Raw genomic sequence first — 12546 nt, 5'->3', positions numbered from 1 at the left:
ATTATTACGACTATAGCACTACTCTCAGTACATAGAGATAACTTTCTAAAACCGCACCCAACGAATGAGTAACAAAATGAAAATACTTCATCGAAATCATCTGCCACTCGGCGGTTTTGCCGGGCTGAAAGAGTATCAGTTGGTGATTGATCCCAAGGCCTTCGGCGAACTGACAGGCAGCAAGGCTTTTTCTGGATTGGGAAATTTTGTCTATCTTGCCGATGCCCGATTCCAGCCCCACGGTGAAACCGGACTGCATCCTCATCGCGAGGTAGATGTATTGTCTTTCATGATTGAGGGAAAGATCAGTCATGAAGGATCTCTGGGACAGGGTCAATCGCTATCAGCTTTTGATGTCCAGGTTCAAAGAGCTGGAGGAGAGGGATTTACCCACAACGAGATTAATCCAGATGGGCAGCAAAACAGAATGATCCAGCTTTTTGTACTACCGGAAAAAGCTGGCGAGGCGGCAGATTACAGAGTCTCTACTACTGAAGCGGGAAACATATCACGCATTTACGGCGGATTAGGACCGAATACACATTTCACGAGCGGGACGATTGTCGAGACGGCAAGATTGAATCCTGGGCAGGATCATCAGATAAAACATAACTACATGGTCTATATTGCAACCGGAACAGGCTCTGCCAACGGGCAGCCCGTAGAAGAGGGGTGTCTGTTAAAAGGAAGTGATCTTCAGTTCATCGCAAAGGAGACCGCCTACCTGATTATTATTCGCCTGGCAGCGCCGCTTGATTAATATGTAACCGTTCAGAACTGACACCCAATACATATTTCCCAGAGAACACTGGGACACTCAACTGACCATAACCAATCTCAAGCGCTCTCCACAATAATGTCATTACTCCTCCCTGTGGATAGATTTTCACAAGAGAGCAGGCACCCCATACCGATTCGCTCTATAATCGGCTGGTCATGCCATTCATAAAATCACTCATCTTCCAGATATCAGTCTCGGTAACACTGTTTCTGGCTACAGCACTCTCCCAACCCTTCCACTTTTCCGGCCGGGAAGAGTCCATGTTTTTTCTCCCGGCCGGCGTTGGTCTTGGAATTGCATGGAGATATGGTAACAGAGCATTGATAGGCGCCTTTGTCGGCCTGTTCATCTATTACACAACACTCCACAACCTGGAACTCTGGGTTGCACTCTGGACGACGACAACCTGGATCTTTTCCGTCTATTTTGCCCTCTGGGGACTGAGGCTCTTCATCCCGGATGTCCTCATGAAGGCGCCACTCAAGTCACTGCTTACCTTCTTTGGCTTCGGTGTTGTACTGGCCCCTCTGATTCATACACTGCTGGATCTGCCGATGGTTATTCCTGCCGGACTTGTCGATCCGGATCAGGACATCAGAATTTTTCTCTTCCTCTACTGGCAGGGGGAAGCTTTTGGCGCTTTACTGCTGACCCCGGTTATTTTTCTTGCCGGCCGAAATTTCAGCATGCTCTACCATGGTGACTATGTCGTCTATCCAAAGAACGGCCGCGAAAAAATCTTTTGGCTCTCCCTTTTCAGCCTGAACATTCTTTCGACCTTTCTCTGGGGAGAGACTCATCTCTATGCCGGGATTTCTGATCAACTGTTCATCCTCTTTCCTCTACTGGCCTGGAGCGCCTATCGACTGGGTGTCACTTTCTCCAGCGTTGCGGTTTTTCTTACCTGTTTCGGTATATTCAGCTTCTATGCATTCGGCTTTGGCGGCACGCCCATACCTGTCACTGAGCAGGAGTACATCGCACTCCTGACCTTTATTATTACCATCTCTCTATTAACTTACAGTGTCGCTGTGGTCACCTTGGAGCGACGATTGGAGACTAGCCGCCTTAGATACGCCGCCACCCATGATCCGTTGAGTGGCCTGCTGAATACCAGGGCACTGAAAGATCGGTTGGAATCCCTGATGAAAGACGACGCAGGTATCAAACCCGAGTTGGGATATCTGGAGATCGACCAATATGAGGAGATGCGTCGCCACTATGGCGTCTCCGGTCGCAATATGCTGATCAAACGTTTCGGCTTACATTTGAATAAAATATTGTCACCAAGTTGTGAAATATTTCGTATAGGCGCAGGCGAATTTGCGTTTATATCAAAGGAAAAAGGCGCTCTGCCGAAAAGTGCGCATACATGGTTAAACAATCCCGAACCCTACCGGTTTGAATGGGAGAAAAAGCACTTCAGCATAATACCCAAGGCCTGCCTGTTGCCCGTCACCAGCCATTTTGACTCACCACACCATCTGCTCGAACTGGCTAGCGCCCACGTCAACAGGCTGTCAAAAGGTGAGCGTGGCCTGACCAGCATCGACCCAATGGATGACGGCGTACTCAAAGATCGTCAGATTCGGGTAAAATGGATGGGCAAAATCCAGCAGGCACTTGCCGATGATCAATTCAGGCTTCTATATCAACCCATCGTTTCTCTCAATGAAAAACAGGCTGCATTCAAAAATAACAATAGAATGCAGCACGTTGAAATACTGTTACGCCTGATAGCTGAGGATGGATCTCTGATCGAACCCGGCATCTTTATGCCATATGCCGAAACTTTCAATCTTATGCCTGATGTTGACCGTTGGGTCGTGTCCAAAGCACTGCATCTTATTGAAAATGACCCAATGCTCAGGCAGCCAGAAACAATATGCGCAATCAACCTTTCGGGACAGTCGATCAACGACATGGCTTTTCCTGAATATATCCTTGAACAGCTAAAAAACACCAATGTCGAGGCAAAGAAGATCTGCTTTGAGATCACCGAAACCGTAGCCTTGAGTGATCTCAAGCAGGCAGCCAACTTCTTCAGTCAACTCAGAGAGATGGGGTGCTCCGTCGCACTTGATGACTTCGGCACAGGCACCGCTTCATTCGAATATTTAAAGAGACTGCATGTCGACTACCTGAAGATAGACGGCTCATTTATCCGGGAAATTGAGGGCAACAAGCTGGATTACGTCATCGTTACCGCCATTCGTGACGTCGCACGTTCAACCGGCACCAAAACCATTGCCGAATATGTGGAAACGGATGGAGTGCTGGATCTGCTGATTAAACTCGGCGTCGACTATGGGCAGGGCTATATATTCGGCAAGCCTGAAGAGATCACAAAATCCGAATGAACTTCGGATAGACAGGGAGCACGGGACGCACTCTGTAGATCTCCGATGATTTATTCATATCTTAAACTGCGCGACCAATTCCTTCAGTTGCACAGAGAGATGATTCAGGCCATCACTGGCGGCGGCTACCTGCTCTGAACTCTTCAGGCTCTTCTGTGCCGTTCCGGCAATTCCTTCGGCATTGCGACTGATCTCATCAGCAACCGCACTCTGTTGATGCGTGGCGGTGGCAATCTGAGTTGCCATATCAGTGATGGTATCCACCGATTGTGTAATGGATCCGAGAGATACTCCAGCATCTTTTGCCTGCTCCACCGTCGCCTGCACACCATGCTGACTGATTTTCATCGCCTCGACAGCCTGGCTTGAGTGCTTTTGAAGATCTTCGATTGTCTCTTCAATTTCGTGAATCGAGTTTTGGGTGCGGCCCGCCAATGCGCGTACCTCATCCGCCACGACAGCAAATCCACGCCCTTGCTCTCCCGCCCTTGCTGCTTCAATGGCGGCGTTTAACGCCAACAGATTGGTCTGTTCCGCAATCCCCTGAATAACCTTCAGAATATTGCCAATGCTCTGACTGTCGACCTCCAGTTTTTTGATGACGGATGCAGCACCGTCCACTTGGCTCGCCACCCCATTGATGGTGCTCAGCGCTTGCTCAATAATCTTTATGCCTTCGTCCGAGGCTGCGTCTGCCTCACCGGCCGCCGTTGCAGTGGCTCCTGCATTTGATGCCACTTCCCGGACAGTGGCCGCCATTTCGGTAATGGCAGTCGCTATCTGCTCAATCTGACTCTGTTGCTCAAAGTTTATTGACTGGGATTCACTGGTAACCGCCTGCAACTTCTGGGACGACCCACTCATCTGGTTGGTAGCATCCGATACCTGTCTGACGCTATTCTGGAAACGGGAAAGCATGCAATTGACCGACGCTGCCATCTGACTGATCTCATCGTTGCCTGTGTCATCACAGCGCTCAACCAGACTGGCATTCTTTTCAATATCGTTGATGGTTGCGTTAAGTCTTCGAATAGGGATTGTCCCTCTGCTGGCGAAGAACCAACCGACAAGGATGGAACCAGCCAATGCAAACGCCAGAATGGCAATAGCGTAGTTAATAATATTCCGACTCAGGGCCGCAGCTGATGAAAATGCTTCATCAGTCTCTATTTCGCTGATGATTGACCAGTCGAGTCCGGCAACGTTCAATGGAGCATAGGCTGAGAGCACCGATTTTCCACTATAGCCGTCAAAGATACTTACGCCACTCTCACCCCGGCTCGAAGCCGAGGTTGCGGGGGTATCAATCTGCTGTAGCCCAACATTGGTGCCCTTGTTACTCATTGCATCGGCAATCCTCTTCGTAACTCCAACATCTTCCAACAGCGCAGGGTAACTGCCTGGAGACTCCACCATGAACCGACTGATACTGCGCGCAGTCAGATCCTGTCCGACCAGGTAGGTCTCGCCTGTTTTGCCCTGGCCGACCTCCTGCCACTTGCCGCCACTGGTCATGATGCCGTTCAGCCTGTCTACCGGCATCTGAAAGATGAGTACCCCTATGCGGTTCTCATCATCAAAAATAGGAGAAGCGATAAAGGCAGCCTGGTCACTGTAGGACGGCCCATAGGGTTTGAAATCGATGACACTGACGTTGTCAGCTTTGTCTGCCTTCATGGCTGACCTGAAAGCGTCTCCCAAACCGGAATCAGCATGGGGACCGGAGAGCAGAGAGGTTCCAAAGTCGATCTCTTTAAAGACAGAGTAGACGATGTTCCCGTTTTCCGGTTCTACCAGGAAAATATCGTAATAGCCAAATTTTTCCAGGAAGTCCCGTAGTTTTGGGTGATAAAGACTGTGGATCTGGGCGTAAAGCGTATCACCCTCAGGATCACTCCATCTCTCTTTTTCACCCAGCGGATTGGGGTTTGCCTTGAGGTACTGATACTGGATATCAATGGCTGTTTCATCCAGCCCTTTCATATACGCATCGATAGCCGGGCTTTGTCCACCATTACGATTCTGAAACTCGGTGACAAACTCGTTCTTGTAATAGCTCAATAGCTGATTTTGGTAAAAGTCGGGCTCCTGCTCAGCAAAGTCATCATGGAAATTGAGATAGGCGTCACCCAAGCCCAGCATGGCATCCACAATCATCTGATCATTGGAGAAGGTCTGGGCCTGGGCGTGAACCATTCGAAGGTAGTCTTCTATCTGCGCCTTTTTACTGTCCCGGATGGCAAGTATCTGCTGGGTTGCCTGTTCCTCAAGGGCAGCCCTGCCACTGGAAATGGCGAGCCACCCGATAAGCGTACTGGCACCCAATACCGGGATTGCAGCAAACAGTGCCGCGCCGATGATCACTTTCGTTTTGATTTTCATGGCTATCTCAAAGCAATTTTTCTCGTTCCTTGAGTTTCTAAATCATCCCACTGTCAAACAACTCTGGGCATACTTGCGCTAAACTCGGAGCTTTCTCATTTCACCCCGACAAATCGCTGTCTCACCACATCCTGTCCCTCGGGCGAAAGGGTCCATTCAATGAATTTTCTGATCTCACCCGTAGGCTCGCCGTGGGTGACCAGATTGAGTTCACGGGTAACCGGGTAGTTGGGATTATCCAATGCCGGCTTTTCACCATCGACAACGATTATGGCAATCCTTTTGACGCTCTTGAGAAAGGCCAGACTGATCTGACCAATGGCGCCCCGTTCATGAATTACCCGGGCAACTATTTTTCTGTCGGGAGAGACCACTGCCGTCCCCGAATACTCGGCGCCACCCATCACTTTTTTCTGGAATACATGACGGGTTGCGGAAGCGGGTTTGACGATATAGGGCTTGATCATCAAATCGTCCCCCCCCAACTCTTTCCAGTTCTTAATCTTCCCGCTGAACACATCCCTGAGTTGCGTTTTGGAAAGTTGGGTCACCGGGTTACGAATATTGACCACCGCAGCAATAGCGTCTTTGCCGATCATCACCGCATAAACGCCCTGATCAAGCGCACTGGGATCAACCATGCGGGCGACTCCGCCCAGTTCACAGGTATCCCAGGTGGCACACTGCTCGCCGCCCAGGCTTTCGCTGTCATCATTGACCTTGAACGAAGATCCCACGTAGACCTTGTCGGCATCGGATATGAATTTTCCGACCGTGGAGGAGCCTTCGTAGTTGATGGTACCTGCCATAACGGAAAAGGTAGCAAGCAATCCTATTAGTGCTGCAAATGCTGTATTCATCGTCTCCTTCCCGCGCAGAATAGCGCAATTTTTTCAGATATATAGGGGGTATCGACGATACTCATATTTTCTTTAGGGCTAATACATCAGGAGCACCCTACCGGATCTTTACTCCGGTAGAGTAAAGTTGCTTACCAACTCCACCAATCGCCTGGCTTGGTCATCGAGGGATTGACTGGCCGCCGAAGTCTCTTCACTCAGCGCCACGTTCTGTTGTGTGCTGTCGTCCAGCTGGATGACGGCCTGGTTTACCTGCCGAATGCCCTCCGCCTGCTCTGTACTGGCAGCGGCTATCTCTGAGACCACATCGCCGACCTTTTTCATGGCGTCAATCATCTCTCTCAGAGTCTCCCCGGATTTATTGACCAGATCAGCGCCTGTCGCCACTTTTTCTTCGCTGTCCTTAATTCTACTTTGTCAGATTCCATCACCCGGCAACCGACTGTTCCAGCGTCTGTTTTCGATATTGGGAGTCGATAGCCGCTTGTCGTTTACGATGCCGTTTCGTCATTTGCCGTAGTATTTCATCGCGTTCAATATCTCGCCGTGGCAGGAAGGCACGCAATAGCGATTCGATGTCTGAACAACTGAGTAAGGGGTGATCATCTTTTTGCACAATTCGCTCTTCGAGCATGAATAACATCGCCATCATGACCAAGGCCATATGGTGATGCCAGGATTTCCATTTACGGGCCTGATAATCAGCAAGACCTGATTCACTCTTACCATCCTGGAACGAACGCTCAACCCAGAACCGCTGCGCCTGCATCTTTGCAAGACAATGGGATGGCGTTTCTTCCGGTGCATTCGACAAGGTGTATTTAATCGTCTCCGGTGAATTGACCTCTCGTCGTACAATCAGGTGCCATTGATGTGCCTGGGCTTCTTTTCCATCCCAAAGCCAAACCCGATGATGCAGGATCTCGACGCGCAGTTTGCCCTTGCTGCTATCCCGTAATACCACTTGCTGCCACTCGCTGTCCCGTTGCTCATTGAGCCACTGGTCAACGCGCAGACGGGCTGCCTGGGCTTGCAGACGACTTCGACGACGACCGCGCGTTGTCGTGCTCTCCGGTATGAACGGCTGTGGATCTTCCAGGTAGACCTGTTGGTCTTTGTGGATGTCCACCACAAAGGTTTCACCCATCGCCTCCAAACCCCTCAGAAAAGCCGGATCCTTCCCGTATCCCCCATCTGCACCCACCCAGGCAAAACGCAGGCCAAGCGTCCTCTGATGACGCACCATCTCCAGCGCCAACTCTGACTTGCTTTGATGTTTCCGTTCAACTTCCGGGATACCCGCCTTGCGACAGCGAGCCGGGTTCGATACCCACTCTTTGGGTAGATAGAGACGTTCATCTATCAGCGTGGACAAGTGCCCTTTACCCAGTGCTGCGAATACACCAACCTGGCAGTTATCCACCTTGCCCTGGCGGCCATTCCATTGGCGTTTAACCCCCACTGAATGTTTACCCTTCTTGGCAAGGCCACTCTCATCGAGCAACAGACAGGTATCCGCGGTTCCACCCAGCCATTGATCGGCTTCCAGCGCCACTTGGTCTAACACCGCACGATGATCCCACGGGGACTCGGTGAGCATATGCTGGAGACGCTGATCATCTGCGCCTGCAACCACCTCTTCCATGCGTTCCATGTTCTTTCTCTGCGCTTGCATCAGGCCTTTGAGATAGTGTGTGACCGGTTGAAACACCGACCTCGTCTTGCTTCGAAAATGGGATTCAAAGCGGTACTGGAAACGTTGGAATCGCTCCGCTATGCGATCGATTCTACTTATGCGCGTATCAGGTAATTCAAATGACCTTGGTGCTTGTCATTTGATGCTCTTCCTTACGATGATTGCCAAGAAATTCACAGCATATATTTTATATTATTCAGTGAGTTACTTATAGATCTAATCTGACAAAGTAGAATTAATAAGCACCTTGATCTCCCCGGCGGCAGTAGCACTGCGCTGAGCCAAGTTTCTAACCTCGGTTGCCACCACGGCGAAGCCGCGCCCCCTCTCTCCCGCACGCGCCGCCTCCACCGAAGCGTTGAGTGCCAGTAGATTGGTCTGAAAGGCAATCTCATCGATAACCCCAATGATGTTGGCGATCTTACTGCTTGACTGGCTGATCTCTTCCATCGCCTGGACAGTTTGGGTCACCACCTCGCCGCCCTGTTCTCCGACACCTCTGCCCGCAATTGCCAGTTGATTGGCGACAGAGGCGTTTTCTGCATTTTGCTGCACTGTACCGGTCAACTCCTCCATGCTGGCAGCGGTCTCTTCCAGACTTGAAGCCTGTGTTTCTGCACGCCGGGACATCTCCGTACTGCCGGAGGCGATCTCAGAGGTGGATTGCGTGATGGCGTCTGCGGAGGATTGGATCTCCTGAACCATGTTTCTGAGCTTGTCCACCGTCCGGTTGGCTGCCTCAGCCAGACGTCCAAAAGCCCCCCCACTCTCTTCACTGAGTTTGCGTGTCAGATCACCATCGGAAAGAGAGCCGAGAACCCCCTCCATCTCTGAGACACTCTCAGCGACAACCTGGGTAAGCTTGTTGATACCTGTACCAAGGTTCCTCATAAATCCGTTTTTATCTTCAAGGTCAATCTGCTGCTGTAGCTCTCCCTGCACCACACCTTCCACCACATCGGCCACTTCCTCTTCAACCTGGACCTGCTCGGTGACATCACTCCACTCGGTTGCGGTACCCTGTCGCCCTCCCTCATCATCCATGACCGGGCTGGTTGTAAGGTCAAAGATACGACTGCCGATGTCGATCCGGGATCGGTCTGTAGTGGTCAACTGGTCAAGTAACTGGCGTTGCTGCTCCGGGTGTGTGTGGAAACGGTCGAGACTTGAGCCGATGATAGACTCGGCGGAAAAATCAGAGATCTCCGTCAGGATCTCCTTCTCAACGTCATGGAACAGTTTCTGAACGGCCCTGTTGGTGTAGATGATGTTGTGATCCCTGTCAGAAACCATCACGCAGCTGGAGACATTGTCCAGCGCCGTCTGGATCCGCAGGGCTTCGTCTGCCCGACTTTCGGCCTCTGTGATATCGAAACCGAGCTTGATCTGCATTGCCTTCAGACCGCGCAGCACATTGTTGATCTCATCTTCCGATGTTGGCTCAATCCTGTTGTGATATTCACCGGAACTGATATGGCGAAAGATCTTCAGCGTCTCCTGGAGTGGAATGGCCACGCTTCTGCGCAACAGGATATAGCTGATAAGGATTGTGGCAAGCACGATGAACAGCGTTGCACCCACTGCAATATATACAACCTGCAACGCTTCCTGCTCACGCAAACTCAGGCCCGCGTAAATCTGCTCGATGCCGATATCGAACAGTTGCAAAAGGCCATCTATCCCTTGTACCGAGCGGCTGGAAAAATCCTCCGGCGTGACACCGGACTCCTCTCCGGTCAACACCTTGTTCGCCATGAGTTCCTGCATTGCCGGCAAGAGTCCGGAGGATGCGTACTTGTACTCACCAAAAGGTGGCGTTGTTTTCTCTTCCAGTCCGGGGGTGTTCGCGGCCGTCTCCTCCAGCAACCTTCTGGAACGCTCATCCAGAATCGTCAAACTGTAAAAAGTATTGGTCAGCCCGGATTCACTCTCTTCATCCAATTCACCACTTGACTGCAGGGCCGTTACGATGGATTGAGATTGGCTTAGAAAATCCGCCATCTGTGGCAGCAGTTCGATGAGCAGGACACTCCAATTCTGAGTGTTCACATTTGGATCCTGCTTCAGCCCGGAATGCTTGCCCAGCAGGCGGAACATCTGCTTCAGGTCAGACTGAAGTTCAGTATGCAGGAAGACATTCTCAGCCGGGTCATGATCTCTATACCCTTCGCGAATCTCTTCCCAGTAACTTTCGAGCCCCTCCAGATTTTCCTCCAACTGGAAGCGGTTATGATGCCGCACGATAAGTTGCCGGATCTTGACGAGATCTTCAGAAATCTGATTATCCAGCGCCTCCAGGTTCTCGCCGGCCCCATCATCACCGGCCAGGAACGCGGTACTTCGGCTGCGGTGGTCCGCGATGTGCAGCAGGGTCTGCTTCAAATGGGTCAGGTGTTCCGCGCCGAACTGCTCCGTCTCTACCACTTGCAGCGCCTGCCATCTGTCCAGAATCAAAACGGAAGCAAACAGGATGACCGCAATAACGGGAATGGCCGAAACCACCATCAGCTTCTTCAAAATGCTGAAACGGCGAAACAGATTGAGCCGGTCGCGCCAGGGCGAGCGGATTACACTCCCCTCTCGGAGGCTGACCTTGCCTTCTGCCGCCAGTTTGTAGACGGTTTCCGCAGCCGAGATCTGCTCTCGGCTGGGTTTGTTGCGTACCGAAAGATAACCGGCAATCTCACCCGCTTCAAAAATGGGGGCCACGTTGGCTTCCACCCAGTAGAAATCACCGTTTTTGCAGCGGTTTTTTACAATTCCCGTCCAGGGACGCCCTGCTTTGAGAGTCTGCCACAGATCCCCGAACGCGCCGGACGGCACATCCGGATGACGAACGATGTTGTGATTTTTCCCGATCAGCTCAGCTTCAGTGAAGCCACTGATATCGATAAAGTCCTGGTTGGCAAAGGTGATGATTCCCTTCAAATCTGTCTTGGAGACGATCGTCTGACCCTCCCGCATGACCCGCTCGTTATCAGTAACTGGAAGATTGACCTTCATGAGACGCTTCTTATTAGTAAAAACCGGACAACTGAGGGGTTTAGCGTCAATGGGGGGGGAACTTGAGGCCTTCTCAATATTTGACAACGTGTTTCGCATCACCAAGTCTGCGCAACAACCAACACTGCTTTATACTCAGCCGCTATGAGTCAAAAACATTCACGCATCCTGCATGCGATTCTCCAGGGGCCTGCCGGCGGCAATATCCACTGGCGGGACATTGAATCACTGCTGCGACATCTTGGCGCCGACATCCAGGCGGGCCACGGGGCACGCATGCGGATTACCCTGAATGACGTGGAAGGCACTTTGCATCGCCCCCACCACAGCAGCACATACAGCAAGCAGGACATCCATCACCTGCGTGACTACCTTATCTCTGCCGGCGTAGATATGTCGGCTTTGAATAATGAATAATCCGGGGCAGAGGCTGGTCTGGCTGACCTCATTGTTCCTTCATCCATCCCTGGATCTGTTCTTTGAGACGATCTGATAAAACGCCTCGCCGGGTCGTTTTCCGAGGATTAAAAATCGCTGGCTGCAGCAACCTTCAAGGGATTCGGGTTCGGCTGCGCCAATGTCGAGACCTTCTGATCACCGGCATTTGAAGCCAGCTCTTTCTGCATCTCACATAGTCGGCGTCCATAGAAATATCTTCACTCTATTCGACGTTTAATTGAGCCAAAACAATTTAACCCTATGCCCTTCCCGCCTCCATAAACAGAAAAGCCACCCCGGTGGGTGGCTTTCTCTTTTTGGCGCGCCCGACAGGATTTGAACCTGTGACCCCCGCCTTCGGAGGGCGGTACTCTATCCAGCTGAGCTACGGGCGCGAAGATCGCGTATTTTACCCGCCCCCCAAGTGTGCGTCTATGCCGGTTCGCGCTTTTCTCTTCCGACCTGTATAATCCGCTGATTTACTAATACTGGGCTCGCGACAGCGGACCATGATTGAATCCTTTTGTGGAGGAAGATGCCTGTGAATAAGTTTGCCGCCCCGATGAGTATTGCGCTGGCTGGTGCCATGATCCTAGTTTCCGCAAACCAGGTAATGGCTGACGACCGTGATGATGTGCTGTCCCGGATCAAGCCGGTCGGTACAGTTGCCATTGAGGGACAGCCCGCACCGGCTGCTGCTCCAGCGGCTACACCTGCTCCCGCAGCCGCCCCGGCTCCCGCCCCAGTAGCGGCTCCTGCACCGGCTGCCGGTGGCTCTGAGGGTGCTACTCTCTATGCCGCCAAAGGCTGTGCAGGCTGCCATGGGGCAGATGGCAAAAAGACAATAATGCCGGTCTACCCCACGCTGGCCGGTCAGACTGCTGCCTACCTCGTAGCACAGATGAATGACATCAAGAGCGGCGCCCGTAACAATGGCCAGTCGGTCGTCATGAAAGGAATTATTGCGGGTGTCTCTGATGCGGAAATAGAGAGCATTGCAGATTGGCTGAGCAATCAGTAAGCCTG

Annotated in this window: 9 protein-coding genes and 1 tRNA gene; 4 read left to right on the top strand and 6 right to left on the bottom strand. The window is 51.7% G+C overall.

Translation table 11 applies throughout. The annotated features are described in order from the left end of the window. The first annotated feature begins 76 nt into the window (after positions 1-76). Positions 77-760 (top strand): pilus assembly protein, encoded by a 684-nt coding sequence (locus tag HPY30_11815; protein ID QYZ66606.1) that lies wholly within the window; start codon positions 77-79, stop codon positions 758-760. A 176-nt stretch (positions 761-936) separates the two neighbouring features. Next, positions 937-3141 carry an EAL domain-containing protein gene (locus tag HPY30_11810; GenBank protein QYZ66605.1) on the top strand — a complete coding sequence of 735 codons (2205 nt, stop codon included), beginning with the start codon at positions 937-939 and terminating at the stop codon, positions 3139-3141. 54 nt (positions 3142-3195) lie between these two features. Here HPY30_11810 and HPY30_11805 read toward each other — a convergent pair whose 3' ends face one another. From HPY30_11805 to HPY30_11785, 5 genes are all read right to left on the bottom strand, one after another. Further along, positions 3196-5523: a methyl-accepting chemotaxis protein gene (locus tag HPY30_11805; GenBank protein ID QYZ66604.1), complete on the bottom strand. Its 2328-nt coding sequence runs from the start codon at positions 5521-5523 to the stop codon at positions 3196-3198. A 95-nt stretch (positions 5524-5618) separates the two neighbouring features. Continuing rightward, positions 5619-6383 carry a hypothetical protein gene (locus HPY30_11800; protein QYZ66603.1) on the bottom strand — a complete coding sequence of 255 codons (765 nt, stop codon included), beginning with the start codon at positions 6381-6383 and terminating at the stop codon, positions 5619-5621. Between the two features lie 108 nt (positions 6384-6491). Further along, on the bottom strand, positions 6492-6770 hold the full coding sequence (locus HPY30_11795; protein ID QYZ66602.1) for a hypothetical protein: 279 nt from the start codon (positions 6768-6770) through the stop codon (positions 6492-6494). 40 nt (positions 6771-6810) lie between these two features. Next, positions 6811-8058 carry an IS701 family transposase gene (locus tag HPY30_11790; GenBank protein ID QYZ66601.1) on the bottom strand — a complete coding sequence of 416 codons (1248 nt, stop codon included), beginning with the start codon at positions 8056-8058 and terminating at the stop codon, positions 6811-6813. A gap of 237 nt (positions 8059-8295) precedes the next feature. Beyond that, a complete protein-coding gene (locus HPY30_11785; GenBank protein ID QYZ66600.1) occupies positions 8296-11082 on the bottom strand; it encodes a PAS domain-containing protein in 2787 nt (928 codons plus the stop codon). A 144-nt stretch (positions 11083-11226) separates the two neighbouring features. Here HPY30_11785 and HPY30_11780 point away from each other — a divergent pair, with 144 nt between their 5' ends. After that, a complete protein-coding gene (locus HPY30_11780; protein ID QYZ66599.1) occupies positions 11227-11499 on the top strand; it encodes a type II toxin-antitoxin system HicA family toxin in 273 nt (90 codons plus the stop codon). 339 nt (positions 11500-11838) lie between these two features. On the opposite strand, the gene HPY30_11775 is transcribed toward HPY30_11780, so the two are convergent. Then, positions 11839-11915, bottom strand: a tRNA-Arg gene (locus tag HPY30_11775). 218 nt (positions 11916-12133) lie between these two features. Between HPY30_11775 and HPY30_11770 the strand changes: the two genes are divergently transcribed. Then, the gene (locus HPY30_11770; GenBank protein ID QYZ68022.1) at positions 12134-12541 is read left to right on the top strand and encodes a c-type cytochrome; all 408 of its coding nucleotides are present in this window, start codon (positions 12134-12136) and stop codon (positions 12539-12541) included. Positions 12542-12546: the final 5 nt, after the last annotated feature.

The organism is Gammaproteobacteria bacterium (ex Lamellibrachia satsuma), assembly GCA_019623805.1.
In the GTDB taxonomy this organism is placed as follows: Bacteria; Pseudomonadota; Gammaproteobacteria; order Chromatiales; family Chromatiaceae; genus QGON01.
This window is presented reverse-complemented; position numbering and strand designations above follow the sequence as displayed.

Bases quoted from the DNA above. Each gene is read 5' to 3' on its own strand.
- HPY30_11815 (QYZ66606.1), top strand. From the start codon at position 77: ATGAAAATACTTCATCGAAATCATCTGCCACTCGGCGGTTTTGCCGGG.
- HPY30_11810 (QYZ66605.1), top strand. From the start codon at position 937: ATGCCATTCATAAAATCACTCATCTTCCAGATATCAGTCTCGGTAACA.
- HPY30_11805 (QYZ66604.1), bottom strand. From the start codon at position 5,523: ATGAAAATCAAAACGAAAGTGATCATCGGCGCGGCACTGTTTGCTGCA.
- HPY30_11800 (QYZ66603.1), bottom strand. From the start codon at position 6,383: ATGAATACAGCATTTGCAGCACTAATAGGATTGCTTGCTACCTTTTCC.
- HPY30_11790 (QYZ66601.1), bottom strand. From the start codon at position 8,058: ATGCAAGCGCAGAGAAAGAACATGGAACGCATGGAAGAGGTGGTTGCA.
- HPY30_11785 (QYZ66600.1), bottom strand. From the start codon at position 11,082: ATGAAGGTCAATCTTCCAGTTACTGATAACGAGCGGGTCATGCGGGAG.
- HPY30_11780 (QYZ66599.1), top strand. From the start codon at position 11,227: ATGAGTCAAAAACATTCACGCATCCTGCATGCGATTCTCCAGGGGCCT.
- HPY30_11770 (QYZ68022.1), top strand. From the start codon at position 12,134: ATGGCTGACGACCGTGATGATGTGCTGTCCCGGATCAAGCCGGTCGGT.